The organism is Cupriavidus sp. 05T41, assembly GCF_056396525.1.
In genome coordinates this window covers 95869-119664 of record NZ_JBFTLQ010000005.1, presented here as the reverse complement: position 1 = coordinate 119664, position 23796 = coordinate 95869, and the positions used below count along the sequence as shown (strand labels likewise).

General features: G+C 67.7%; 25 protein-coding genes. 16 read left to right on the top strand and 9 right to left on the bottom strand.

Going from position 1 to position 23796, the window contains the following annotated elements; genetic code table 11:
* Positions 1–99 precede the first annotated feature (99 nt).
* The gene (locus AC1DKV_RS04965) at positions 100–1131 is read left to right on the top strand and encodes an alpha/beta fold hydrolase (protein ID WP_441612680.1); all 1032 of its coding nucleotides are present in this window, start codon (positions 100–102) and stop codon (positions 1129–1131) included.
* A gap of 73 nt (positions 1132–1204) precedes the next feature.
* On the opposite strand, the gene ligD is transcribed toward AC1DKV_RS04965, so the two are convergent.
* Positions 1205–3904, bottom strand: coding sequence for a DNA ligase D (gene ligD, locus AC1DKV_RS04960; protein WP_441612679.1), 2700 nt, complete (start codon positions 3902–3904; stop codon positions 1205–1207).
* 325 nt (positions 3905–4229) lie between these two features.
* On the opposite strand from ligD, the gene AC1DKV_RS04955 reads away from it, so the two are divergent.
* The 5 genes from AC1DKV_RS04955 (at position 4230) to AC1DKV_RS04935 (ending at position 6375) form a co-directional block, all read left to right on the top strand.
* Positions 4230–4622 (top strand): hypothetical protein, encoded by a 393-nt coding sequence (locus AC1DKV_RS04955; RefSeq protein WP_477137502.1) that lies wholly within the window; start codon positions 4230–4232, stop codon positions 4620–4622.
* A gap of 171 nt (positions 4623–4793) precedes the next feature.
* The gene (locus AC1DKV_RS04950) at positions 4794–4988 is read left to right on the top strand and encodes a hypothetical protein (RefSeq protein ID WP_441612677.1); all 195 of its coding nucleotides are present in this window, start codon (positions 4794–4796) and stop codon (positions 4986–4988) included.
* 244 nt (positions 4989–5232) lie between these two features.
* Positions 5233–5436, top strand: a complete 204-nt coding sequence (locus tag AC1DKV_RS04945; RefSeq protein ID WP_020202065.1) for a cold-shock protein — start codon at positions 5233–5235, stop codon at positions 5434–5436.
* 139 nt (positions 5437–5575) lie between these two features.
* Positions 5576–5860 carry a hypothetical protein gene (locus tag AC1DKV_RS04940; RefSeq protein ID WP_441612676.1) on the top strand — a complete coding sequence of 95 codons (285 nt, stop codon included), beginning with the start codon at positions 5576–5578 and terminating at the stop codon, positions 5858–5860.
* 137 nt (positions 5861–5997) lie between these two features.
* The gene (locus AC1DKV_RS04935; protein WP_441612675.1) at positions 5998–6375 is read left to right on the top strand and encodes a hypothetical protein; all 378 of its coding nucleotides are present in this window, start codon (positions 5998–6000) and stop codon (positions 6373–6375) included.
* Between the two features lie 48 nt (positions 6376–6423).
* Here the strand turns inward: AC1DKV_RS04935 and AC1DKV_RS04930 are convergent, their stop codons facing one another.
* Positions 6424–6666: a hypothetical protein gene (locus AC1DKV_RS04930; RefSeq protein WP_441612674.1), complete on the bottom strand. Its 243-nt coding sequence runs from the start codon at positions 6664–6666 to the stop codon at positions 6424–6426.
* A gap of 207 nt (positions 6667–6873) precedes the next feature.
* Between AC1DKV_RS04930 and AC1DKV_RS04925 the strand changes: the two genes are divergently transcribed.
* On the top strand, positions 6874–7095 hold the full coding sequence (locus tag AC1DKV_RS04925) for a hypothetical protein (protein ID WP_441612673.1): 222 nt from the start codon (positions 6874–6876) through the stop codon (positions 7093–7095).
* A gap of 35 nt (positions 7096–7130) precedes the next feature.
* Here AC1DKV_RS04925 and AC1DKV_RS04920 read toward each other — a convergent pair whose 3' ends face one another.
* The 4 genes from AC1DKV_RS04920 to AC1DKV_RS04905 form a co-directional block, all read right to left on the bottom strand.
* Positions 7131–8633 carry a tripartite tricarboxylate transporter permease gene (locus tag AC1DKV_RS04920; RefSeq protein ID WP_441612672.1) on the bottom strand — a complete coding sequence of 501 codons (1503 nt, stop codon included), beginning with the start codon at positions 8631–8633 and terminating at the stop codon, positions 7131–7133.
* A gap of 266 nt (positions 8634–8899) precedes the next feature.
* Entirely contained in the window at positions 8900–9178 is a 279-nt protein-coding gene (locus tag AC1DKV_RS04915) for a pentapeptide MXKDX repeat protein (protein ID WP_441612671.1), read from the bottom strand.
* Positions 9179–9251: 73 nt separating this feature from the next.
* Positions 9252–10025, bottom strand: a complete 774-nt coding sequence (locus AC1DKV_RS04910; protein WP_441612670.1) for a molybdopterin-dependent oxidoreductase — start codon at positions 10023–10025, stop codon at positions 9252–9254.
* A gap of 32 nt (positions 10026–10057) precedes the next feature.
* The gene (locus AC1DKV_RS04905; RefSeq protein ID WP_441612669.1) at positions 10058–10693 is read right to left on the bottom strand and encodes a cytochrome b/b6 domain-containing protein; all 636 of its coding nucleotides are present in this window, start codon (positions 10691–10693) and stop codon (positions 10058–10060) included.
* A gap of 436 nt (positions 10694–11129) precedes the next feature.
* Here AC1DKV_RS04905 and hisN point away from each other — a divergent pair, with 436 nt between their 5' ends.
* The 4 genes from hisN to ppk2 all read left to right on the top strand — a co-directional run bounded on the left by hisN (position 11130) and on the right by ppk2 (position 15395).
* Positions 11130–11921 carry a histidinol-phosphatase gene (hisN, locus tag AC1DKV_RS04900; protein ID WP_441612668.1) on the top strand — a complete coding sequence of 264 codons (792 nt, stop codon included), beginning with the start codon at positions 11130–11132 and terminating at the stop codon, positions 11919–11921.
* Positions 11922–12010: 89 nt separating this feature from the next.
* Entirely contained in the window at positions 12011–13264 is a 1254-nt protein-coding gene (locus AC1DKV_RS04895) for an Hsp70 family protein (protein ID WP_441612667.1), read from the top strand.
* Positions 13265–13371: 107 nt separating this feature from the next.
* Entirely contained in the window at positions 13372–14391 is a 1020-nt protein-coding gene (locus AC1DKV_RS04890; protein ID WP_441612666.1) for a transporter, read from the top strand.
* A gap of 86 nt (positions 14392–14477) precedes the next feature.
* Entirely contained in the window at positions 14478–15395 is a 918-nt protein-coding gene (ppk2, locus tag AC1DKV_RS04885) for a polyphosphate kinase 2 (protein ID WP_441612665.1), read from the top strand.
* Positions 15396–15461: 66 nt separating this feature from the next.
* Here the strand turns inward: ppk2 and AC1DKV_RS04880 are convergent, their stop codons facing one another.
* Together AC1DKV_RS04880 and AC1DKV_RS04875 are read right to left on the bottom strand one after the other, a co-directional pair.
* Entirely contained in the window at positions 15462–15650 is a 189-nt protein-coding gene (locus tag AC1DKV_RS04880; RefSeq protein WP_441612664.1) for a DUF1289 domain-containing protein, read from the bottom strand.
* Positions 15647–16531, bottom strand: a complete 885-nt coding sequence (locus tag AC1DKV_RS04875; protein ID WP_441612663.1) for an alpha/beta hydrolase — start codon at positions 16529–16531, stop codon at positions 15647–15649. The genes AC1DKV_RS04880 and AC1DKV_RS04875 overlap by 4 nt, the downstream gene beginning before the upstream one ends.
* A 259-nt stretch (positions 16532–16790) precedes the next feature.
* Between AC1DKV_RS04875 and AC1DKV_RS04870 the strand changes: the two genes are divergently transcribed.
* The 3 genes from AC1DKV_RS04870 (at position 16791) to AC1DKV_RS04860 (ending at position 20251) form a co-directional block, all read left to right on the top strand.
* Entirely contained in the window at positions 16791–18104 is a 1314-nt protein-coding gene (locus AC1DKV_RS04870) for a cation:proton antiporter (RefSeq protein ID WP_441643355.1), read from the top strand.
* Positions 18105–18232: 128 nt separating this feature from the next.
* A complete protein-coding gene (locus AC1DKV_RS04865; RefSeq protein ID WP_441612661.1) occupies positions 18233–19912 on the top strand; it encodes a M30 family zinc metallopeptidase in 1680 nt (559 codons plus the stop codon).
* A 21-nt stretch (positions 19913–19933) separates the two neighbouring features.
* Positions 19934–20251: a DUF5818 domain-containing protein gene (locus AC1DKV_RS04860; protein ID WP_441612660.1), complete on the top strand. Its 318-nt coding sequence runs from the start codon at positions 19934–19936 to the stop codon at positions 20249–20251.
* 96 nt (positions 20252–20347) lie between these two features.
* On the opposite strand, the gene AC1DKV_RS04855 is transcribed toward AC1DKV_RS04860, so the two are convergent.
* Positions 20348–21424 carry a substrate-binding domain-containing protein gene (locus AC1DKV_RS04855; protein WP_441643354.1) on the bottom strand — a complete coding sequence of 359 codons (1077 nt, stop codon included), beginning with the start codon at positions 21422–21424 and terminating at the stop codon, positions 20348–20350.
* Positions 21425–21700: 276 nt separating this feature from the next.
* Here AC1DKV_RS04855 and AC1DKV_RS04850 point away from each other — a divergent pair, with 276 nt between their 5' ends.
* On the top strand, positions 21701–22207 hold the full coding sequence (locus tag AC1DKV_RS04850; RefSeq protein ID WP_441612658.1) for a formate dehydrogenase subunit gamma: 507 nt from the start codon (positions 21701–21703) through the stop codon (positions 22205–22207).
* Positions 22204–23781, top strand: a complete 1578-nt coding sequence (locus tag AC1DKV_RS04845; protein WP_441612657.1) for a formate dehydrogenase beta subunit — start codon at positions 22204–22206, stop codon at positions 23779–23781. The genes AC1DKV_RS04850 and AC1DKV_RS04845 overlap by 4 nt, the downstream gene beginning before the upstream one ends.
* The last annotated feature ends 15 nt before the right edge of the window (positions 23782–23796 follow it).

Below are 23796 nucleotides of genomic sequence, written 5' to 3'. Positions count from 1 at the left end.
GCCGCGGCTTTCCGCTACGATGCCCGGGTCCGGAACTGGCCCGCCCGCGTGGGCGTCCGCGCTTGTTCGATTCATCTTCTTTCGTCGGGATCCCCTGTCATGCGTTTGCACCGCCACTTCCGCCTTACCCTGCTCGCCGCTGCGTGCGTTGCCGCTCCGGCGGCCGTGCTGGCCGCCGACGACGGCCCGGCCTACGGCCCCGAGCTGCAGGGCTTCGACTATCCCGCCCCGGTCCAGCAGTTCAGCTTCACCTCGCAGGGGGAGGCCATGCACATGGCCTACATGGACATCAAGCCGGCCCGGCCCAACGGACGCACCGCGGTGCTGCTGCACGGCAAGAACTTCTGCGCCGCGACCTGGGAGGGCAGCATCAAGGCGCTGAGCGCGGCGGGATACCGCGTGGTGGCGCCGGACCAGATCGGCTTCTGCAAGTCCAGCAAGCCGGCGCGCTACCAGTACACGTTCCAGCAACTGGCGCGCAACACGCACGCCTTGCTCGAGTCGATCGGGGTCGACCAGGCGGTGGTGATCGGCCATTCCACCGGCGGCATGCTGGCGATGCGCTACGCGCTGATGTATCCGCAGCAGACCACGCAACTCGCGCTGGTCAATCCGATCGGCCTGGAAGACTGGAAGGCCAAGGGCGTGCCTTCGCTGTCGGTCGACCAGTGGTATGCGCGCGAACTGGCCACCAATGCCGACAAGATCCGCAGCTATGAGCAGGCGACCTACTACGTGGGCACCTGGCGCCAGGACTACGAGCCCTGGGTGCAGATGCTGGCCGGCATGAACCGCGGCCCGGGCAAGCAGCAGGTGGCATGGAATTCCGCGCTGATCTACGACATGATCTTCACGCAGCCGGTGGTCTATGAGCTGGGCGCGCTGAAGACGCCGACCCTGCTGCTGATCGGCGACAAGGACACCACTGCGATCGCCAAGGATGCGGCGGCGCCCGAGGTCCGCGCCAAGGTGGGCAACTATGCCGAGCTGGGCAAGCTGACTGCCGCCACGCTGCCCAACGCCAGGCTGGTGGAGTTCCCCGAGCTGGGGCATGCGCCGCAGATGCAGGACCCGCAAGCCTTCCACAAGGCGCTGCTAGACGGGCTGGCGGCGCTGCCGGCGAGCCGCTGATCGCCGTCTTTGGTGCCTCGGTGCCTTGCCGCGCTGCGCGATGCTGCTGCCTGACAGTGAGCGCGCGGGCCGCTCACGCCGCCAGCAGCCTGATGGCCCTGGTCAGCGTCTGCCGTGATCTGGCATAGGCGGCCCACGGGTCGGCGCGCTGCGCGCCGATCCGCTCGTGGAGACTGGCGATATTCCATTGCGCGCCCGAGGTGATTTCGTCGAGCTCGTCCCACGCCAACGGAACCGAAACGCCGAGTCCCGGCCGCGCCCGCGCCGAGTAGGCTGCGACCGTGGTGGCGCCGAAGCCGTTGCGCAGGTAATCGATGAAGATCTTGCCGACGCGGTTGCGCGGCCCGCTCCTGGCGACGAAGCGCTGCGGCACGGTCGCCGTCATGTGCAGCACGAGCTGATGCGAGAAGTCCTTCACGGTCTCCCAGTCGAGCCGCGCGGCGATCGGCAGCACCACGTGCAGGCCCTTGCCGCCGCTGGTCTTGAGAAACGCGGACAGGCCCAGTTCGTCGAGCACCGCTTTCATCATGGCGGCGCCCTCGCGTACATGGCCGAACGGCACGCCTTCGCCGGGGTCCAGGTCGAAGATCACGCGGTCCGGCTTGCCGATCGCGCGCTTGTTCGCGTTCCACGTATGGAGCTCGATCACGTTGAACTGCGCCGCGGCCACGATGCCGGCTTCTGACGCGATCTCGAGCAGCGGCGGGTGGGTGGGCCAGAGCGCGGGATCGAGCGTGTTGATGCCCGGCATGCGCAAGCTGTCGCCGTGCTTCTGGAAAAAGAGCTCGCCGCCGATGCCCGCGGGCCCGCGCACCAGCGCCACCGGCCGGCCGCGCAGGTGCGGCAGCAGAAGCGGCGCGATGGCTTCGTAGTACGCCACGAGGTGGCCCTTGGTCAGGCCGGTGGCGGGGTCGATGACGCGATCGGCATGGCTCACCCGCACGCCGGCACCGGCGCCTGCGGTGGCAGCGCTGGCGGTCCTGGCTGCAGCCTTCGTCGCGCTTTTCTTCGGGGTCCTCCCGGCGTGCGTCTCCGAGTCCGTCTCCGAGTCCGTCTTCGAATCTGTCTCCATCTCCATGTTCCTGGCCTTGCCGGCGTCCTTGCTGCTGCGCGTCGTTCCGGGCTTGCGCGCCGGCGTGGCAGCCATCGCGTGGTCCTCTCTGGTGTCCGTTGCACGTTCCACCGAGATGGCCGAGGCCGGCTTGTCGGAGCGCAGGCCGTGGAAAACCGCATGCCGCACGCGCCCCTCCCGGGTCCAGTTGCCGAACGCGATCTCGGCCACCAGCCTGGGCTTGACCCAGTGCGCCTGCATCCTGCCCGGCGGCGTGTCCTGCATGCTGTCCATCGGCGAGGCATCCTGGCGCAGTGGTTCGAGCTTGCGCTGCAGCGAAGCCAGCGTCTGTGTGTCGAAGCCGGTGCCGACCTTGCCGGCGTAGCGCAGGCGGCCGCGCTCGTCATGCACGCCAAGCAGCAGGGCGCCGATACCCTGGCGCGAGCCGGCAGGGTCGGTATAGCCGACCACCACGAACTCCTGGCGGCGGGTGCATTTGAGCTTGATCCACGTGGGCGAGCGCGCGGATACGTAGGGCGCGTCTGCGCGCTTGCCGATCACGCCCTCGAAGCGGAGCTTGCAGACCGCACGCAGCAGCTCGGCGGGCCCGGCGTCGAAGCTTTCGCTGAAGCGCAGGCGGCTCGACGTGCCTGCCGCGAGCGCGTGCCGCAGCATGTCGCGGCGAGCGGCCAGCGGCACCTTGCGCAGGTCGAAGCCGTTGCAGTACGGCAGGTCGAAGACGTAGTACTGGACATCTTCCACCTGCGCGCTTTCGAAGGCGTTCTGCAAGGCCTGGAAATCCGTCCTGCCTTGCTTGTCGGCGATCACGATCTCGCCGTCGAGCCAGCCCGAGTGCAGGCCGAGCGCGGCCACGGCGCGGGCCAGGCTGCGCAGGCGCGAGGTCCAGTCGTTGCCATTGCGCGTGAACAGGCGCACGTCCTTGCCGTCGACGCGCGCAAGCAGGCGGTAGCCGTCGAACTTGACCTCGTACAGCCAGTCCTGGTGCGCCGGCGGCGCCTGTTCGACCAGCGAGGCAAGCTGCGGCGCCAGCATGAGCGGCAGGCCGGCGGCCTTCGCGCCGGCAGGCATATCGTCGGCGGCGGGCGCCTGAGCGGTTTTCCGCGTGCCTTTCGCCGCGGCTCTTGCCGCGGGCTTCGCCGCCGCCTTCTTGCCGGACAAGACGCTGTCGGGCATCGCCGCCACGACGTCGAAGGCCGACGCCGCGCGTGCTTCTTCGTCGCGCTCCTTAATAAGCAGCCAGGCCGGCCTGGCGGTGTCCTGGTCCCGGCCGTGCATGCGTACCAGGGTCCAGTGCCCGTGCAGCTTCTCGCCCTGCAGCGCGAACTTGAGCTTGCCATCGCGATATCCCGCCAGCGGATCGCCAACCGGCTCCCAGGTGCCGCGGTCCCACACGATGACGGTACCTGCGCCATATTGCCCCGGCGCGATGACGCCCTCGAACGAACCGTAGTCGAGCGGGTGGTCCTCCACCTGTACCGCCATGCGCTTGTCGGCGGGATCGAGGCTCGGCCCCTTCGGCACCGCCCAGCTCTTGAGGGTGCCGTCCAGTTCCAGGCGCAAGTCGTAGTGCAGGCGCCTGGCGGCGTGCTTCTGGATCACGAAGGACAGCCCGGCGGCGTGCTTGCGCGAGGCGCGCCCCCTGGGCTCGCTGGTGACGGTGAAATCGCGCTTCTGGCGGTACTTGTCCAGTTGGCTCGGCATCTTGCGCACCCCGCTGCAAAAGGAGGACGGACCAGGGATAGGAGCGGCTATCGGTATGCGCCGGCAGGAAGCGTGCCCGCCGCCGGCGGGCGAGGCGGAGGGAACGACAGGCGCAGGGAACGATTCCTGCATTGGCATCGTACGCCGCCGCCGGCCGCCGTGTATGGCACGCCGGCGTCCCGCCGCGGCGCTGGCACCGCACGCCGGTCTCGTTTTCCTTGTATTTTTTTCCAGCCCCATGCCGGATAAGTTTTGTAGAAATTTCAAACGATTCGCGCCAGATGCCTTGTCGAGGCGGGGCCGATATGTCGGTCACCTGCTGTGCGTGGCGGTTGCCGTACTTGCCACCGGCGTGCGTGCGGCGGACGCCGAAGACGCAAGCCAGCCTGGCGCAGCCCCGGCGCCTCCCGCGGCCCTGCCGGCTCAGCCGGTCCAGCCGGTCCAGCCGGTCCAGCCGGTCCAGCCGGTCCAGCCGGTCCAGCCGGCGAACTGCGGCGACCTGCTGAGCATCGTGCGAGACAGTCTCGACAAGGAAACCGAAGTGGCTTGTGCGCACGCCAGGGCCGCCTGCGGCGAGCGCAAGCGTCCGCTGCTGGGCATCACCGCCTATATCCGCAAGCGCGCCGCAGACGGCGGTGACGATTGCGACACGTTGCTGGAGGTCAACCGGCGCCTGCGCGCGCTGCCGCCGAAGCAGGAGCGTGGCGAGACCCGGTGAGGCCCGGTGAGGCCCGCTGCCGCGGGGAGCATGTGGGGCGGGGCAGGCAGCCGCGCGCAATCCGCTTGCGTGCCTGCCGGGGCGCGCCGTGGTGGTGCTACCATTCGCGCTGATTGCTGGCCCCGGCATGCCGCCGGGGCGGCGAAACGCATTTCTTGCAGGAGAATCCGGATGGACCCGACCGTAGTAATCAGCACTTTCGAACGCATTGCCACTGATGAAACGGTCGAGTTGTCGGTCGACGACGCCGTGGCAGGGCTGGCCGCGCTGCTGGCCAGCGAACCGTTTTCCGATGCCGCGCGCGCATTGCTCGAGAAAGTCGGGGCCACCCTATACCGCGTCGGGCTGGACGGCTACGACGACTGAGCGCATCCGGACCGCGGCCGGGGTGACCAGAGCGCGGTCCCCGGCATACTTTTTCTATCGCATCGTTGACATCGTGGGTGCGTCCCTGTATAAACGCTGATGCAGGTCTTTCAAGCGGTTACTCCGATGTTATGGATCGTCCCCTCCAAGCGGCGATTCAATTGCTCCATGTTCCTTCCTTGATCGTCGTGCCTGGTGAGCATCAGGCTCATTCAGAACTTTTAAGGTTTAAAGGATATCCAGCATGGAAACCGGTACCGTCAAGTGGTTCAATGATTCCAAGGGCTTCGGCTTCATCACCCCGGACGCAGGCGGCAACGACCTGTTCGCTCACTTCTCGGAAATTCAAGGCAGCGGCTTCAAGTCCCTGCAAGAAGGCCAGAAGGTCCGTTACGTAGCCGGCGTTGGCCAAAAGGGCCCGGCAGCGACCAAGATCGAGCCGATCTGATCGCCCGAGTCGCTTCGTGAAAAAACCCCGCATTGCGGGGTTTTTTTACGTCTGCAGGCCGCTCGCGCGGCAGCAAATAAATGGCGAGCGGCCCGGGTGATAGGAGTACAGTGAGAAACATCAAAATGCGGAGCGGATCATGGATACCAACCCGATTGCCAGCTATAAGGGATACGACCTGTACCCGCTCGTATATAAGCATGCGGTGGTGCGCAACTGGCCAGAACGCAGGCCAGACCGGACTTTTGACGCCGCCGTGGTGATCTGCCGCGAGGGCGGCGAGCCCAGCGGCGGGCATGCGCTCACGTTCCGCCTCGACAGCACGCAGTGGGACAACGTGGGCGCGGCGCGGCGCGGGGTACTGCGCTACGCCGAAGACATCATCAACGGCGCGGTTCCCGGGCAATCCGTGGTATCGCTCTGACACCTGGCCAGGGCTGCCGCATGGGCCGCAGCCATCCCCGGTAACATGGTGGACCGGTAGGTGATGTGGTTCGTGCCGCTGGTCTGTCTGCCTGTCAATCCGGCCGCGTGTGCCGCGGCCTCGCAAGCGCATACACCATGAACAAGGTTGCCTTACCGTCCAACTTCCTGTGCACTCTGCCTGGCCAGGGCAAGGGAATCGCCTACCACGTTGCCGTGAGCTTCGTCGACGCCAGCCGTCCGAACGGCGTGCGCTTCACCAGTTTCGTCGGCGAGGGCAGGCGCTCGTTCGGCGTACAGGCCAGCGAGGAGACCGCGCTGGCCGGCACTGTTGCCGACAACTCCGAAGCCCTCTGCCGCCTGGCGATCGGGCAGGTAATCCGCGACAACCTCTACGACAAGGCCGGCGAAGGCGACTACGTGCTGGACCTGCAGGCGCAGCCATGGGAAGGCGAGTTGCGCCCGGTAGGCTCCCGTGTCGCCGCCGGCGTGCCGCGCATGCGCTTCCCCGGATAGCTGGTACGGACTGGCCGCGGGGCGGTCGCCCCGCGGTGCATTGCCGCGCTACTTGCCTTCGTCCGGCACGTTGTAGTTCTGCTGCAGGGAATTCGTGAAGGCCTGGATCTTCTCCAGGCAGGCCTTGCTGTTCGCGCCTTCCATGGTGGACACGGTCCAGTTGCAGCCGTTCGTGTCGGGAGCGTGCCATGCCACGTCGCCGAAACAGGTGCCGGCGCATTCCGGGTACTTCAGTTGCTCCGCGCGAATCATCGCGCGCAGTTCCGCCTTGTGCTTGATCTGTCTGGACATCGTCGTCTCCCGTGCCGGCGTTTTCCTGGGCAGCATACGCCGTTTGTTCTCGAATGTGCGATTTGTTTTGCGCGACGGCACACCCATGGCGCGCCGCGCGAAATATCACTATGGGTGCGCGTTAGCGCCTATGCTGGCAGCAGGGGGAAAGTGCCGGCGCACCGGCGCTGCGCTGCGATACTGCGGGGGGACGAGATGCGGCGAGACATGTCTTTCGCGGACCGGGTGCTGACGGCATTGCGTTCCGATAGCCAGGCAATGATGAGCGACCTCCAGCTTGCCAAGGCACTCGGCAATGTCGAGGCGGCCAAGCTCAGCCACCATCTGCTGCTGCTGCAGGATGCGGGGCTGGTGGCGAAGACCGCCACGTCCGGCTGGCGCCTGACGTGGACCGGGCACGACCGAGCCGAAGCGCGCAGCGCGGGCTAGCAGAGCGTGCGCGCGGGCGCGCATCAAGGCGCGCCTCACTCTTCCTGGAAGGCCTCTTCGCGCTTGGCCTTGATCGAAGGCAGCGCCACGATGGCCACCAGCACGGCGGCGGCGATCAGCAGGCCCAGCGACAGCGGCCGCGTCACGAACACCGTGAACGCTCCACGCGAGAGCAGCAGCGCGCGGCGGAAATTCTCCTCCATCATCGGTCCCAGCACGAAGCCCAGCAGCAGCGGCGCCGGTTCGCACTTGAGCTTGATGAAGAGATAGCCGACCACGCCGAAGGCGGCCGCCGTGAAGACGTCGAAGGTCTGGTTGTTGACCGAGTACACGCCGATGCAGCAGAACGTCAGGATGGCCGGGAACAGGTAGCGGTAGGGCACCTGCAGCAGCTTGACCCAGATGCCGATCAGCGGCAGGTTCAGGATGATCAGCATCAGGTTGCCGATCCACATCGAGGCGATCAGCCCCCAGAACAGCGCGGGGTTGCTGGTCATGACCTGCGGGCCCGGCTGGATATTGTGGATGGTCATCGCGCCCACCATCAGCGCCATCACCGCGTTGGGCGGAATGCCCAGCGTCAGCAGCGGGATGAAGGAGGTCTGCGCCGCGGCGTTGTTGGCCGATTCCGGACCCGCCACGCCTTCGATGGCGCCCTTGCCGAACTCATGCGAGTACTTCGAGGTCTTCTTTTCCAGCGAGTAGGCCGCGAACGAGGCCAGCGCCGCGCCGCCGCCCGGCAGGATGCCCAGTGCTGAGCCCAGCAGCGTGCCACGCAGCACGGCAGGGATCATGCGCTTGAAATCGGCCTTGCTCGGCCACAGGTTGGTGACATGGTCGGTGAAGGTCTCGCGGTTTTCCTTCTGCTCCAGGTTCGCGATGATTTCCGCGAAGCCGAACATGCCCATGGCCAGCGCGACGAAGTCGACGCCATCGGTGAGTTCAGGCACATCGAAGGAGAAGCGCGCGGCGCCCGAGTTCACGTCGGTGCCGACCAGGCCCAGCAGCAGGCCCAGCACGATCATCGCCACGGCTTTCGCCAGTGAGCCCGACGCCAGCACTACGGCGCCGATCAGGCCCAGCACCATCAGCGAGAAGTACTCGGCCGGGCCGAACTTGAATGCCAGTTCCGACAGCGGCGTGGCGAACGCAGCCAGGATCAGGGTCGCCACGCAGCCGGCGAAGAACGAGCCCAGGCCGGCGGTGGCCAGCGCCACCCCCGCTCGCCCTCGCCTGGCCATCTGGTAGCCATCGATGGTGGTCACCACCGACGACGATTCACCAGGCAGGTTGACCAGGATGGCGGTGGTCGAGCCACCGTACTGCGCGCCGTAGTAGATGCCGGCCAGCATGATCAGCGCGGCCACCGGGGGCAGCGTGTAGGTCACCGGCAGCAGCATGGCGATGGTGGCCAGCGGGCCGATGCCCGGCAGCACGCCGATCAGCGTGCCCAGCACGCAGCCGAGGAAGCAGTAGCCTATGTTCTGCAGGGTCAGGGCCGTGGAGAACCCAAGGCCCAGATGCTCGATCAAATCCATGACGCCGCCTCCCCGCCTGCATCGTTGTGCCACGAGATATCCTCGACAGCAGGCGCGCGCAGGCTGCGGCCCCGATGGCTTATCCATTCACGGTAGGCGCGGGTGCTTTCATCCGCCTTTCAGTGCGGCACGCTGCGGGTATGTACCGATGGGCGGAGCGTGACGCCGGAGATGCCTGAGGCACAAAGCAGCCGCCCCGCGCTCGGGCGGGGCGTTTCGGCACGGCTGCCGCTTGCGCGGCAGGCGGGAGCGCGATGGCGATGTCCCTACTGCTTCGTGGCGTCCTTGCTCATCGCATCCTTGCCCATGGCGTCCTTCCCCATCGTGTCCTTGCCCATGGCGTCGTGCCCCTTCTTCATCTTGTCCTTGCTCATCGCATCCTTGCTCATTGCATCCTTGCCCATGGCGTCCTTGCCCATGGTGTCCTTGGCCATGCTGCTGTCCTTGCTCATGGGAGCGGCATCCTTCTTCATGGCGTCCTGCGCGAAAGCGTGGCCGCCGAGCAGCATGGTGGCCGAGAGCAGGGCTGCGAACAGTTTGTTCATGGAATACTCCTTGGGGTGGTCAGTGTGCAGGCCGGCACCATGCCGGCCGATTCTTCGCGCGGATCCATGCGGGTCAGGATCCGCCGAACCAGTTGTATCCCTGGTCTTCCCAGTAACCGCCGGGATACGTGTTGGTGACGTACAGCGCCATGATGTGCTTGGGGTTCTTGTAGCCAAGCTTGGTCGGCATGCGCAGCTTCATGGGAAAGCCGTATTTGGGAGGCAGTCTTTCCCCGTCGTAGGTAAAGGTCAGCAAGGTCTGCGGATGCAGCGCGGTCGGCATGTCGATGCTGGTGTAGTAGTCGTCGGCGCAGCGGAAGCCGACGTAGCGGGCGCTGGTGTCCGCGCCCACCCGCTGCAGGAACGTCGAGAACGGCGTGCCGCCCCATTTGCCGATGGCACTCCAGCCCTCCACGCAAATATGCCGCGTGACCTGCGAGGTCTGCGGCAGCGCGTAGAGCTGCTCGAGTGTCCACGGGGTCTTGCGCGCGACCAGGCCGCTCACTTCGAGGCGAAAGCCATCGGCCTGCACCTGCGGCACTTCATCCTCGCCGTAGAAGGCGTTGAACGGGAACGGTCGCGTCAGCCGGGATTCATCGTAGGTCGGCGCCAGCCGGTCGGGATCGAACAGCCAGCCCTGCACTCGGTCGTTGAAGCGCGACACCGCGGCGAGGAAGCGCTCGACGGAGGCGTCGTCGCTGATGCTGCAACCGGTCAGCAGCGACAAGCCGCCGAGCGTGATGGCACGCTTGCCGAACAGGCGGCGCGAGGGCATGTCGAGTGCGCGCGCAGCATCGCGCAGGATCAGTTCCCGGTCCGGCACGGCGATGGTCTTGGGCTTGGTCATGGGAGCTCTCTTGCGTGGGGGGAAGCGGGTACTCAGCGGCCGCGCAGCATGATCAGCAGCGTGCGCGGCACCAGCGCCACCATCGCCACATGCACGACCACAAACAGCACGATGGCGCTCATGCAGACGAAATGGACCCAGCGCGCCGCGTCGTAGCCGCCCATCAGCGTGCGCAGCAACGGGAATTGCACCGATTTCCACACCGCGAGGCCGGACAACACGGTCAGCACCAGTATCAGCACCACGCCGCAGTACATCGCCTTCTGCGCCGCGTTGTATTGCGCCAGGTCCGCATGCGCCAGGCGGCCGCGCAGCGCGGCACCGATGTCGCGCAGCGCGCCGCGCAGCGACAGCGGCAGGAAGCGGCGGCGCAAGCGGCCGGTCAGCACGTTCATCGACAGGTAGAACAGCCCGTTGGCCACCAGCAGCCACATCGCGGCGAAGTGCCACTGCAGCGCGCCGCCCAGCCAGCCGCCGAGCGTGATGTCATTCGGAAAGCGCAGGCCGAACAGCGGCGAGGCGTTGTAGATGCGCCAGCCGCTGAGGACCATGATGACGACGGCGATGGCGTTGAGCCAGTGGGTCAGGCGCACCCAGCCAGGCTGGATGATGGCGGACGTATGTCCGCGGCGGCCGGGTACGGGCCGCGATGGCTGATTTGTCTCCACCGTCGTTCTCCAGGAGCGGGCGATATTGCGCAACGCGCGCCGGGGTCCGGATGGGATGAGGGCGTGGCGCTGCAGCGTTCTATGTGCTTTTGTCGACGGTCAGGCCACGAACTTACACGCGCGCCGAAATTTTTTTACGGAGCGCGGACGCGTCGGCAAGGGGTATGCCCGGGGTCACTCAGCAAGCTCGGAGGGGGCGCGGCAGGCGCGCGGCGCAAGGGGAACGGGCTGTTGGGCGAGGCAGGAAACGGCTACCCGCACGCTTGACATTAGCATCGGGCGGGCACGGCGCCAAAGACAATCGGCGCCAGGCTCCGCGCCGCCCGGCCGGGGCAGGGCCTGCACGGTGCGTGCCGCTACAATGCTGGCTTCCCGGACGCGCTGCGCCATTCCCCGCCCGGGGACAGCCCCCGCCGTACCGCACCAGGACCCCGAGATGCCTTTCACCGCCGAGCAACTGACCGAATACATGGACTTCGCGGGCCAGCTCGCGCAAGCGGCCGGCGCCGCCAGCCTGCCGTACTTCCGCAGCGCGCCCGCGGTGCAGGACAAGGGCGGCCGGCGTTTCGACCCGGTCACCGAGGCCGACAAGGCTGCCGAGCATGCCATGCGCGCCCTGATCCGGGCACGCTACCCCGAGCACGGCATCCTGGGCGAGGAGGAGGAGCGCGTGGCCGGCAGTTCGCCGCTGACCTGGGTGCTGGATCCGATCGACGGCACCCGGGCTTTTATCACCGGGCTGCCGCTGTGGGGTACGCTGATCGCACTCAACGACGGCCAGCGGCCGGTGCTCGGCGTGATGGACCAGCCCTTCACGCGCGAGCGCTTCAGCGGCGACGGGCGCGGCGCCTGGCTCAATGGCCAGCCGCTGCGCACGCGCCCTTGCGCGGACCTCGCGCAGGCCAAGGTGATGTGCACCACGCCGGAGATGTTCGAGGACGAGGCCCAGTTCGCGGCCTTTCGCCGCGTCGCGGATGCCGCCCGGATGCAGCGCTACGGGGGCGACTGCTACGCCTATTGCATGGTTGCCGCCGGCCACGTGGACGCGGTCGTCGAGGCGGGCCTGAAGCCATACGACGTGCAGGCGCTGATCCCGATCGTGCAGGGTGCCGGCGGCGTGATGACCAGCTGGAGCGGTGGCGATGCGCAGCACGGCGGCACCGTGGTCGCCTGCGGCGATGCGCGCCTGCACCAGCAGATACTCGCCCTGCTCAACGCGCCGGCCTGACCATCCCCGGGGCCGGCCGGACCGTTCGCTTGCCAGGAACGCGCTATGATTCAGGGCTTCATTTTTGCAGCAGGAAAGAAACAAGAAACATGACGTCAAACGCATGCGGCCTCGATTTCGGCACCTCCAATTCCACGGTGGGCTGGGTCCGTCCGGGCCAGGCCACGCTGTTGCCGCTCGAAGACGGCAAGCTGACGCTGCCCTCGGTGATCTTTTTCCATGCCGAAGACCCGCTGGTGAGCTACGGCCGCGCCGCGCTCGGCGATTACCTGGCCGGCTACGAGGGGCGGCTGATGCGCTCGCTCAAGAGCCTGCTGGGCACCTCGATGATGGAGGACAGCACCGAGGTGATGGGCCAGGCCATGCCGTTCCGCAAGCTGCTCGCGCATTTCATCGGTGAACTCAAGCAGCGTGCCGAGAGCGTCGCGGGCGCGCGCTTCGAGCAGGTCGTGCTGGGCCGCCCGGTGTTCTTCATCGACGAAGACCAGAAGGCCGACCAGCTTGCCGAGCAGACCCTGCGCGAAATCGCCGCCGACGCCGGCTTCAGGGACATCGAGTTCCAGTACGAGCCGATCGCCGCGGCCTTCGACTACGAAGCGACGATTTCCCGCGAGGAACTGGTGCTGGTGGCGGACATCGGCGGCGGTACCTCGGACTTCTCGCTGGTGCGCCTGTCGCCCGAGCGCGCCGGCAAGACCGACCGGCGCGGCGACATCCTCGCCAACGGCGGCGTGCATATCGGCGGCACGGATTTCGACAAGAGCCTGAGCCTGGCCAGCGTGATGCCCTTCCTCGGCCTGGGCAGCGAGCTGCGCAACGGCAAGGCGATGCCGTCGGGGCAGTACTTCGACCTGGCGAGCTGGCACACCATCAACCTGGTGTACACGCGCAAGGCGTGGTCGCACGTGATGGACAACTATCGCGACGCCGCCGACAAGGTCAAGCTCGACCGCCTGATCAGCCTGATCAAGCAGCGTGCCGGCCACTGGCTGGCGATCCAGGTGGAAGCGGCCAAGATCGCGCTGTCCGCCGAGCCGCAGACCGAGCTCGACCTGGGCCGCATCGCGCCGGGCGAGACCATGGCCATCAGCCGCGCCGACTTCGACCAGTCGATCGGCAAGCTGGTCGGCAAGACCGAGCAGACCGTGCAGGCCCTGCTGCGCGACGCCGGCGTGCAGGCCGATGGCATCGATACCGTGCTGTTCACAGGCGGCTCCAGCAGCGTGCCGCTGCTGCGCGAGCGGCTTTCCGAACTGATCCCGGGCGCGCAGCGCATCGAGGGCGACCTGTTCGGCGGCATCGGCTCGGGCCTGGCGCTGGACGCGCGGCGCAAGTTCGGCTGAACCCACGGGGCCGCGTGCGCCGGTCTCCGGCGCCGCCCGGCAGACCTCTGCCCCGTGTCATGCCGTCATGCTAATGTGCCGTTTTCGCGCAATCGAAGAGGCAATACATGCAAGCGGCTATCGTCGAAGCCGGCTACGGCTCCGATCCGGTCGGCCTGGTAAGCGGCTTCCGCTTCCCGCCGGGAAAGCCGGGCCAGCCCATCGACTCGGCCAGCGCATCCGCCTGGCTCAAGGCGCCGCCGCCTGGCGACGAATTCATCTGGCTGCACTTCAACCTCGCCCATAGCGCCTGCGAGCGCTGGCTCAAAGGGCAGATGGACCTGCCTGAAGGGTTTTTCGAGGCGCTGCGCGAGGGCTCCCGTTCCACGCGTATCGAACGCCTCGACGCGGCGCTGCTGGCCGTGGTCAACGACGTCATTTATAACTTCGGCGTCACTTCCACCGATATCTCCACGCTGTGGGCCTGCGCCGACCGCCGCCTGCTGGTGACGGCCCGCCTCAAGCCGCTGCGCTCGGTGGACCAGTTGCGCGCCTCGGTCAAGCAGGGCGAGCTGTTCAGTTCGCCGCTGTCGCTGCTGGTGCACTTGCTGCGCGACCAGGCCGACGTGCTGGTACGCATCGTGCGCGAAACCAGTGCCAACGTGGACCTGATCGAAGACCGCCTGCTGTCGCAGCGGCTGCAGGGCAACCGTGTGGAGCTGGGCTCGATGCGGCGCGGGCTGGTGCGGCTGCAGCGGCTGCTGGCGCCCGAGCCCGGCGCGCTGTTCCGGCTGCTGAACCGGCCGCCGGACTGGCTGCGCGAGGAGGACAGCCAGGACCTGCGCGAATCCACCGAAGAGTTCTCGCTGGTGCTCAGCGACCTGGCGGCGCTGGTCGAGCGCATCAAGCTGCTGCAGGAAGAAATCGCCGCCAAGCTAAACGAGCAGACCAACCGCACGCTGTTTACACTGACCCTGGTGACGGTGCTGGCGCTGCCCATCAATATCGTGGCCGGCTTCTTCGGCATGAACGTGGGCGGCATTCCGCTGGCGGACCACCCGCACGGCTTCTGGGTGCTGGTGGTGCTGGTGGCCAGCTTCACCGTGCTGGCCGGGCGCTGGGCGTTCCGCAAGCAGGAAGACTACTGAACGCCACCGGACGGCAGTGGCGCCCGTTCATACCGCCGTCACATGCTGCTGCTAGGCTGGCGTGCTGATGCGAAGAGGAGTGTGCGATGAGACCAGACGAGAGCGAGCTGATCCGGCGTATCCACCGCGAGGTGGCCGATCACTATGACGAAGAACTCGAACTGGAGCTGGAAGACCACCACGTCGACACGCTGTTCGGCGAAGGCGGCGGCGGCCTGGACGAAGAGGAGCGCGCTGCGCGCCGCGAGTATTTCCGCGAGCTGTTCCGCCTGCAGGGCGAGCTGGTCAAGCTGCAGAGCTGGGTGGTGGAGAGCGGCCACAAGGTCGTGATCCTGTTTGAAGGGCGCGACGCCGCCGGCAAGGGCGGCGTGATCAAGCGCATCACGCAGCGGCTCAATCCGCGCGTGGCCCGCGTGGCGGCGCTGCCCGCGCCCAACGACCGCGAGCGCACGCAATGGTATTTCCAGCGCTATGTCTCGCACCTGCCGGCCGCCGGCGAGATCGTGCTGTTCGACCGCAGCTGGTACAACCGCGCCGGGGTCGAGCGCGTGATGGGTTTCTGCACCGACGACCAGTACGAGGAGTTCTTCCGCTCCGTGCCGGAGTTCGAGCGCATGCTGGTGCGCTCGGGCATCCAGGTCATCAAGTACTGGTTCTCGATCTCCGACGACGAACAGAACCTGCGCTTCCTCAGCCGCATCCATGACCCGCTCAAGCAGTGGAAGCTCAGCCCGATGGATCTCGAGTCGCGCCGCCGCTGGGAGGACTACACGCGCGCCAAGGAGATCATGCTGGAGCGCACCCATATCGCCGAGGCGCCGTGGTGGGTGGTGCAGGCGGTCGACAAGAAGAAGGCGCGCCTGAACTGCATCCATCACCTGCTGCAGCAGATGCCCTACGTCGAGCGCGTGCAGCCGCCGGTGGTGCTGCCGCAGCGCGAGCGGCACGAGGACTACACGCGGCAGCCGGTGCCACAGGCCATGGTGGTGCCGGAGATCTACTGATCGCCGCCACGGCCGCGGCGGTGCCGACCGGCGCCACCACGTCCGTGGCGCCGCGCTTTCCCTGCCTCAGCCCTTCTTCCTGGCATCGCGCAGCGCCACCTCGCGCTCCGGCCTCGCGGCGATGATCTTCCTGCGCTTCTTCTTTTTCAGTTCCTTCCACGCCTTGCATTCCTTGCGCGTGCGCAGGCACCCCTTGCAGTAGCCGGTGGCCTCGTCGAACTTGCAGATCTTGATGCAGGGCGACGGCACGCTCATGGCGCGCTCCCGCATTCGGCACGGCGCAGCACGAAATCGGCCACATCGTCGCGCACCGGCGACAGCCAGTGCAGGGGATCGGAGAAGGCGCCGATCAGCAAGGTGTGCGAGAGCCGCGCGTAGCTGCGGTACTGCGTGGGCACGCCGCGCTGTTCCAGCCTGGCCGCCATCTGCGCCGAGTTGCGCTGCGGGTTGACCAGGCGGTCGCCTTCATCCACGCCGATGAAGGCGGCGGGCGTGCCCGCCCGCGCATAGTCGATCGGCTGCGAGCCGGCGGGGTAGTCGGGATGGTGGAACACGGGCCTGGCCTGCGGGTTCTCGATGGGCAGGAAATCGTAGGGCCCGGCCAGGCCGATCCAGCCGCGCAATTGTGCCGGGCTCATGTCGACGCCTTCCAGCCAGCGCGGATCGAGCGCCAGCATGGCGGCGTTGTAGGCGCCGGCACTATGGCCCATCACGAACAGGCGCTGCGGGTCGCCGCCATAGCTGGCGATCTCGCGCCGCGTCCAGGCGACCGCGCGCGCGTTGTCGGCCAGGAAATCGGGGTAGCCGACCTCGGGATAGAGGCGGTAGTCGGGAATCACGGTAAGGATGCCCCGCGCGGCCAGCGCGGCGGCGACGTAGGCATAGTCGGCCTTCTCGCCACTGCTCCAGGTGCCGCCGTAGAAGAACACCACCACCGGCGCCTTGCCGCCGCATGCCGGCTCGCGCGGCGCGTAGACGTCGAGCTTGCCCCGTGCGCCGCTGGCAAAGGGGACGCCGGCGCTCAGGGCATACGCCTTGCTTTGGGTTAATCCATTGAGCACATCCGCGGTGGAGCACGCGCCCAGACCGGCCAGCGGCAGCGCGAGCATCGGTGCAAGAAAACGTGTTGGTGACATGGGCCTGCCCTTTGCGCCGGTAATTTTTTCAAATGCCGCCGGCCATTCTTGCATGACGGCGGGCGCCGTGCATTGCCTGGCATGCTGCGGCGCGGCCATGGCCGCGTGCAATGGCGCGCTTGCGTATTGGTCTGCGCGGTGCGCCGCAATATGGATGCCCGCTGGATGCCCGCCCGCGAGCCGGCAACGCGCATCCGTCCGACCAATCCTGCGGATCCTGAATCCTGGCGATCCCGCAGAAGCCTCCGGAGGTACCCGCTTGCTTGGCACCTGGGCATGGGTCATCGGCGCGCTGCTGATCACCATGGGGCTGATCGGCTCGATGATGAAGCGCCTGCCGGTCTCGGCTTCCGCGCTGTACCTCGTGTCCGGTATCGCGCTCGGGCCGTCGGGGATGGGCCTGATCCGGGCCGACCTGGCCGACCGCGGGCATGCCGTGGTGCTGGAAACGATCACCGAGATCGCGCTGCTGGTCTCGCTGTTCGCGGTGGGGCTGCGGCTGCGCGTGCATCCGCGCGAGCGGATCTGGCGCATTCCCCTGCGGCTGGCCACGCTGGGCATGCTGCTGACCATTGCCATGCTGTATGCGATCGGCACGCTGCTCATGGGGCTGCCGGCCGGCGTGGCGCTGCTGCTGGCCGCCATCCTGGCGCCGACCGATCCGGTGCTGGCCTCCGATGTGCAGGTGGCTGACCCGCAGGACCGCGATCGCATGCGCTTCAGCCTGAGCGGGGAGGGCGGGCTGAACGATGGCGCCGCCTTTCCCTTCGTCATGCTCGCGCTCGGGCTGATGGGCGCGCGCGGGGCGGGCGGCACCTGGCAGCACTGGTTGTGGGCCGAGCTGCTGTGGGCCACGCTGGCCGGCCTGGCGCTGGGCTGGGGCATGGGCTGGCTGTGCAGCCGCGCGGTGCTGGCCTTGCGCAAGCGTCACGGTGGCGCGCTCGGCATGGAGAGCTTCTTCACCATCGGCCTGATCGGGACGGCCTACGGTGCGGCGCTGGCTGCACACAGCTATGGCTTCCTTGCCGTGTTCGCCGCCGGCCTGGCGATGCGGCATGTGGAGCATGCCGAGAACGTGGACACAGAGCCCAGCGAAGTGCTGGAGTCGGCCGCGCTGGTCGGCCAGGAAAGCACGGCGGTGCAGCACGACAAGGCTGCGGCCTACCTGGCGCATATCGTCGGCGAGTTCTCGCTGGATCTCGAGCGGCTTGCCGAACTGAGCGTGATGGTGCTGGTGGGCGCGCTGCTGTCGGCGCGGCTGCTGCGCTGGGAATACCTCGGCCTGGGGCTGGCGCTGATCCTGCTGGTACGCCCGCTGGCCGTGTATCTCAGCACCGCCGGGGCGGCGCTGCAGCCCGCCCAGCGCCGCCTGGTGGCATGGTTCGGCGTGCGGGGCATCGGCTCGGTCTATTACCTGGCATACGCCCTCGCGCATGGTGCCGATCCACGCCATGCCCTGCTGCTGGCCGACGCCACGCTGTGCGTGGTGGTGCTCTCGGTGGCGCTGCACGGCTCCTCGGCCACGCCGCTCATGGCCATGTACCGGCGCTGGCGCGGTGGCGGCGGCGGCTGACACGCCGGCGCCCAGCGCCACATGAGGCACATCCGGTACTAAAGCTCCGATCGGCGGATGCCGATATTGGCGTTGTCAATGCGCACGCCGAGGCTGCGCTGCCATCCCAGAAACGGAGCAAGAAGAGAATGTCGGACACCGGAATCCGCGCGCGCGCCAGCGTGATCGCATCACTCCTGGCCGCCGCGATGCTGGCGGCTTGTGGAGGTGGCGGGGGCGATGCGCCAGCTACCCAGGCGACGGCCAGCCCGCCCGTCGTCCCGGTTCCCTCGGTGCCGGCGCCGGCATTGGCCCCTGCGTGCAGCGGCTGTGGCGCGGTCGACGGCAGCAACTACGCGGGCAGCGGCACGGGAATCTGGGAGGCGTCCAACACCGCCGGCACCGCGGCCGACCTGTCGGTGGCCATCGGCGGAGTGAACGGCAAGGCTGTCACGCTGCTCTACACCAATGGCGCCACGGCCCAGCCCATGCCGGCGTTGTCGCTGTCGGTGATCCAGCCGGTGGTGGGCAACCTCTCGATTCAATCCGCGCAGGCCACGGGTTCGTCGCAAGACGAGCAGACCCTGCGCGACATATCCGAGTTCAACCGTTCGGGCTGGGCCGCGCTGGCGGGTACCAAGCACACCGCCAGCTTCTCCGGGATGGCGCCGCCGCCGCCGCAGGCCTCCGTGATCGGTGACGTGAAGAGCTGGTACCACACGGACGGCACGCGGCATTCGGCCACGCTCGAACGCAGCGTTCCCGGCCAGGACGGCACCATCGTCAACTTCTGGGTGGAGACCACGGAATGGACCCCGACCGGCAGCAAGATCAGCAACACCATCGTCGATTCGCTTGCGTCGGGCTTCGCCGGCGCCGGCGGCATCTATGACATGCTGACCTCGGTGGGCGGTCCGATGTGGGGGCCGCACAGCTACAGCAACCTGATTTCCGGCACCGGCCAGCCGGTCGATATCGTCATCCTCAACTTCGACAACAACAACACGCCGTACGGCACGGTGGGCTACTTCTGGGGCCTGCACAACCTGAAGAACACATCAGATGCGCGCAGCAACGAATCGCTGTCGCTCTACCTCGATTCCGAGACGCTCTACCTGGGCGGCGCCGAGGGCCTGAAGTCGATGAAGATGACCATGGCGCATGAAGGCATGCACATGCAGAATTTCTATCGCCGCGGCGTCAAGGCCGGCCCGCAGTACGCGTTCGATACCTGGCTGGAGGAGATGTCGGCGATGATGATGGAGGACTTCGCCAGCTATACCGTCGACGCCACCTTCAACGCGATCCGCGACGTGCGCTTTCGCGACTACGTGAGCTACGGCAACGGCAATTTCAATTGCAATCTGATGAGCTTCACCGGCTTCGGCGCAACCTGCGAGAGCTACTCGGTATCGGGCAGCTTCGGCGGCTTCCTCGACCGGCAGCTCGGCCTGGCCTTCTACAAGGACCTGCTCTCGCGCACCAGCAGCACCGATTCGAAGACCGTGCTCGACCAGTCCATCAAGACTGCGCGCGCGGATTCCGGCTTCGAGCAGGAACTGCTGCGCTGGAGCGTGACCAGCAATTCGCTGATGCCGGCGGCGTCCTCGCCGGCGCGCTTTGGCTACCCGGCCCGCGTCGAAGGCGGCTTCACCTTGCCGCTGATCGATCCGGACAAGTACCGCGCCACGCGCAAGCTGCCAGGCTCGGTAGCCCCCACGCTGCAGCCCTACGGCAGCTTCCCGGTGGTGCGCACCAACACCGGCGCCACGTTCAGCGAGACCGTGCGCATTCCGGCCGGCGCGACGTTGTCGGTGGTGGTGTACTGACAGGCCCGCACCGACCACGCCATGCACCGCATCCTGATCCTGATCGCCGCGCTCTGCGCCGTACTGGCGGCCTGCGTGCACGCGGTGCCGGCCGGGGGCGTGATCGCGCTCACCGGTAAGGTAATGGTCAAGGGAAGCGCCCTGTTCCAGCAGCCGATGCTGGTCACGGCAGACGGCGCGGTCTGGGTGCTGGACGCGCTTCCCGTGGAGCAGGCCCGGGCGCTGGGCAGCCGCGAGGTGACGGTCACCGGCGTGGTAGTGCGCCCAAACCAGCCGGGCACCTGGGCGCCGGCCATCCGTGTCGAGCGCCTGGAAGACACTTCCGGGGCTTTGCGCTAGCAGGGCAGAAGCGGCCCCCAATGGTGGCGCGGCGGCAGTCCGGTGGTCGCCCGATAGCCGCCCGGCGGCGGTCGCCGGCGAGCGCCTTGCACCGCCTCAGGGGAACGCCTCTTCCAGCGTCAGCACCGTACCCGTGAGGGTAGCGTCGTAGCCGGGCAGGGCATCCACCACCTGGCGGAAGCTGCCGCTGCGCAGTGCCGCCACGGCGCCGGCCAGCGCCGGGCTTTGCAGCCGCTCGCGCTCGATGGCGAAGAAATAGCGCTCCTTGAGCACCGGCACGAAATCCAGGCCGAATCGCCGCGCGGCGGTCTCCACGCCGAAACCCGCATCCGCCATGCCGCTGCCGATATAGGCCGCCACCGCCGCATGGGTGAATTCGCCGTTGCTGTAGCCCTCGATGCGGCTGCTGTCGATGCCGCGCGCCTCCAGGATCAGGTCCAGCAGCAGCCGCGTGCCCGAGCCGGTCTGGCGATTCACGAAGCGCACGTCGGGCCGGCACAGGTCGCCCAGGCTGGTGATCCGCTGCGGATTGCCTGGCCGCACGAAGATGCCCTGCGAGCGCACCGCCAGATGGATCAGCAGATGCGTCTCGGGCCGGATCCAGGTGGCGAAGCGGGCCAGTGTTCTTTGCTCGAACTCGCCGATCGGCACATGGAAGCCGGCGATGTCGCAGCCACCCTGGGCGAGCGCGGCCACCGCCTCGAGGCTGCCGCAATATTTCAGGTCGTGGCGCACCTGGTGCGCATCGAGGAAATCATGCAGGGCGGCTACGGCGAAGCCATGGCTGGCGTGCAGGCGCAACGCAGGCTCGGCGCGGTTCACCAGCTTCTTGAGCTCGATCTCCAGCTCCGATGCCAGGCTTTCCAGCGTGGGCGAGAGCCGCGCCGCAATGCGCTTGCTGGCCCACACCAGTTGCTGCGCCAGCGGCGACAGCGCAGTGCCGCGGCCGCGGCTCTTGGCGATCAGCGCGCCGCCGAACAGGGCTTCCGCGTCGCGCAGGATGCCCCAGGCATAGCGGTAGGACAGGCCGGCGGCCTGCGCCGACTGGCTGATGCTGCCGGTGCTTTCGATCAGGCCAAGCAAGGTCACCAGGCGCGAAACGTCCAGCGCCGGGCCGGCGCCGGAATCGTCGTCGCGGACCTGCAGGTGGGGCTCTATGGAAATGCGGATCATATGTGAAAAATAGCATATTGCTCGAATGCATCCAACTGCCTATAGTCCGCTCAAAGAGGCACTGAAAGCGGGAGGATGTCGCTCGAAGTGGCAGTGCAGCATGGCTGAAGCCCGCCGGACGGCCTCCAGATATGAAAAAAATAGCATATAAAGCGGTGGCTGCACGACGGTCGCCGCACCCCGCAGCAGATCCTGGCAAGACGCGCAAGCCAATGCGCCGCACCGTCTGCCGCCGGCCCTAACGCGCCGGCCCGTGCTGCTTCACCAGGAGATCCGATGTCCCTACCCGCCGCTGACGCCTTGCGCGAGCCGGCTCGCGCGCAGATCGCCGGCATCATCGCGGCGCGCCGCGACATGCCAGGCGCCTTGCTGCCCATCCTCCACGAGATCCAGGACGCGGTTGGCTATGTGCCGTCCGAGGTCCTGCCCGAGATCGCGCGCGCGCTGAACCTGTCGCGTGCCGAAGTCCACGGCGTGGTCACCTACTATCACGACTTCCGCGAGCGCAAGGCCGGCCGCCACGTGGTGCGCGTATGCCGCGCCGAGGCGTGCCAGTCGGTGGGCGGCGAGGCGCTGGCCGCGCACGCCGAGCGCGCCGTCGGCTGCGCGTTCCACGAGACCACCGCCAATGGCGAATTCACGCTCGAGGCGGTCTATTGCCTGGGGCAGTGCGCCTGCGGCCCGGCCGTGATGATCGACGGCAAGCTGGCCGGGCGCGTCACGCCGCAGCGCTTCGACGCGCTGCTCGCCGCTTGCGAGCGCAGCGCGGAGGTGCCAGCATGAGCGCCACCGCGACCGCTACGACTACCACTACCGTATTCGTCCCCTGCGATTCCAGCGCGCTCGCCATGGGCGCCGACGAAGTCGCGAACGCCATCGCGCGCGAGGCCGCGGCGCGCGGCGCCGCCGTGACGCTGGTGCGCAACGGCTCGCGCGGCATGTTCTGGCTGGAGCCGCTGGTGGAGGTGCAGACCGCGGCGGGCCGCGTGGCCTATGGCCCGGTTACGCCGGAAGACGTGCCGGCGCTGTTCGACGCGGGCTTGCTCGCCGGCGGCGCGCATGCGCTGGCGCTCGGGCTCACCGACGAGATTGCCTTCCTCAAGAAGCAGGAGCGCCTGACTTTCGCCCGCGTGGGCATCACCGATCCGCTCTCCCTGGCCGACTACCTCGCACACGATGGCTTTGCCGGCCTGACACGCGCGCTGGCGCTGGACGGCGCGCAGATCGTGCGCGAGGTCACCGATTCCGGCCTGCGCGGGCGCGGCGGCGCAGCCTTCCCCACCGGCATCAAGTGGCAGACCGTGCTGAACGCGAACTCGCCCGTCAAGTATGTGGTCTGCAACGCCGACGAGGGCGATTCCGGCACCTTCTCGGACCGCATGGTGATGGAAGGCGATCCCTTCATGCTGATCGAAGGCATGACCATCGCCGGCCTGGCGGTCGGGGCAGAGCACGGCTATATCTACGTGCGTTCGGAGTATCCGCACGCCATCGCCATGCTGGAGGCCGCCATCGACATCGCGCAGGCGGCCCGCTGGCTCGGCGAAGATATCCGCGGCAGCGGGCGGCGCTTCTGCCTGGAAGTGCGCAAGGGCGCCGGCGCCTACGTGTGCGGCGAAGAAACCGCGCTGCTGGAAAGCCTCGAGGGCAAGCGCGGCGTGGTGCGCGCCAAGCCGCCGCTGCCGGCGCTCGAAGGCCTGTTCGGCCAGCCCACCATCATCAACAACGTGATCTCGCTGGCCACCGTGCCGCTGATCCTGGCGCGCGGCGCGCAGTTCTACCGCGACTACGGCATGGGGCGCTCGCGCGGCACGCTGCCGTTCCAGCTGGCCGGGAACGTGCGCCAGGGCGGCCTGGTGGAGAAGGCCTTCGGCGTGACCCTGCGCGAGCTGCTGGAAGACTACGGCCAGGGCACGCGCAGCGGCCGTGCCATCCGCGCGGTGCAGGTGGGCGGGCCGCTCGGCGCCTACCTGCCGGTGTCGCGCCTGGACACGCCGATGGACTATGAGGCGTTCGCCGCCTTCGGCGCGGTGCTCGGGCACGGCGGCATCGTGGTGTTCGACGACACCGTGGACATGGCGAAGCAGGCGCGCTATGCGATGGAATTCTGCGCCATCGAATCCTGCGGCAAGTGCACGCCGTGCCGGATCGGCTCCACGCGCGGCGTGGAGGTGATCGACAAGATCATCGCCGGCGACCAGCCGGTCAAGCATGTGAAGCTGGTGCGCGACCTGTGCGACACCATGCTGGGCGGCTCGCTCTGCGCCATGGGCGGCATGACGCCGTACCCCGTGCTGTCGGCGCTCGACGCCTTCCCGGAAGACTTTGGCGTGGCCGTGCCCGCCAAGGCTGCCTGATGCCACTGAACCAGC

Excerpts from the sequence above, each read along its gene's own strand:
- AC1DKV_RS04965 (WP_441612680.1), top strand. The coding sequence starts at position 100 with ATGCGTTTGCACCGCCACTTCCGCCTTACCCTGCTCGCCGCTGCGTGC.
- ligD (WP_441612679.1), bottom strand. The coding sequence starts at position 3,904 with ATGCCGAGCCAACTGGACAAGTACCGCCAGAAGCGCGATTTCACCGTC.
- AC1DKV_RS04950 (WP_441612677.1), top strand. The coding sequence starts at position 4,794 with ATGGACCCGACCGTAGTAATCAGCACTTTCGAACGCATTGCCACTGAT.
- AC1DKV_RS04945 (WP_020202065.1), top strand. The coding sequence starts at position 5,233 with ATGGAAACCGGTACCGTCAAGTGGTTCAATGATTCCAAGGGCTTCGGC.
- AC1DKV_RS04940 (WP_441612676.1), top strand. The coding sequence starts at position 5,576 with ATGGATACCAACCCGATTGCCAGCTATAAGGGATACGACCTGTACCCG.
- AC1DKV_RS04935 (WP_441612675.1), top strand. The coding sequence starts at position 5,998 with ATGAACAAGGTTGCCTTACCGTCCAACTTCCTGTGCACTCTGCCTGGC.
- AC1DKV_RS04930 (WP_441612674.1), bottom strand. The coding sequence starts at position 6,666 with ATGTCCAGACAGATCAAGCACAAGGCGGAACTGCGCGCGATGATTCGC.
- AC1DKV_RS04925 (WP_441612673.1), top strand. The coding sequence starts at position 6,874 with ATGTCTTTCGCGGACCGGGTGCTGACGGCATTGCGTTCCGATAGCCAG.
- AC1DKV_RS04920 (WP_441612672.1), bottom strand. The coding sequence starts at position 8,633 with ATGGATTTGATCGAGCATCTGGGCCTTGGGTTCTCCACGGCCCTGACC.
- AC1DKV_RS04915 (WP_441612671.1), bottom strand. The coding sequence starts at position 9,178 with ATGAACAAACTGTTCGCAGCCCTGCTCTCGGCCACCATGCTGCTCGGC.
- AC1DKV_RS04910 (WP_441612670.1), bottom strand. The coding sequence starts at position 10,025 with ATGACCAAGCCCAAGACCATCGCCGTGCCGGACCGGGAACTGATCCTG.
- hisN (WP_441612668.1), top strand. The coding sequence starts at position 11,130 with ATGCCTTTCACCGCCGAGCAACTGACCGAATACATGGACTTCGCGGGC.
- AC1DKV_RS04895 (WP_441612667.1), top strand. The coding sequence starts at position 12,011 with ATGACGTCAAACGCATGCGGCCTCGATTTCGGCACCTCCAATTCCACG.
- AC1DKV_RS04890 (WP_441612666.1), top strand. The coding sequence starts at position 13,372 with ATGCAAGCGGCTATCGTCGAAGCCGGCTACGGCTCCGATCCGGTCGGC.
- ppk2 (WP_441612665.1), top strand. The coding sequence starts at position 14,478 with ATGAGACCAGACGAGAGCGAGCTGATCCGGCGTATCCACCGCGAGGTG.
- AC1DKV_RS04880 (WP_441612664.1), bottom strand. The coding sequence starts at position 15,650 with ATGAGCGTGCCGTCGCCCTGCATCAAGATCTGCAAGTTCGACGAGGCC.
- AC1DKV_RS04875 (WP_441612663.1), bottom strand. The coding sequence starts at position 16,531 with ATGTCACCAACACGTTTTCTTGCACCGATGCTCGCGCTGCCGCTGGCC.
- AC1DKV_RS04865 (WP_441612661.1), top strand. The coding sequence starts at position 18,233 with ATGTCGGACACCGGAATCCGCGCGCGCGCCAGCGTGATCGCATCACTC.
- AC1DKV_RS04860 (WP_441612660.1), top strand. The coding sequence starts at position 19,934 with ATGCACCGCATCCTGATCCTGATCGCCGCGCTCTGCGCCGTACTGGCG.
- AC1DKV_RS04855 (WP_441643354.1), bottom strand. The coding sequence starts at position 21,424 with ATGATCCGCATTTCCATAGAGCCCCACCTGCAGGTCCGCGACGACGAT.
- AC1DKV_RS04850 (WP_441612658.1), top strand. The coding sequence starts at position 21,701 with ATGTCCCTACCCGCCGCTGACGCCTTGCGCGAGCCGGCTCGCGCGCAG.
- AC1DKV_RS04845 (WP_441612657.1), top strand. The coding sequence starts at position 22,204 with ATGAGCGCCACCGCGACCGCTACGACTACCACTACCGTATTCGTCCCC.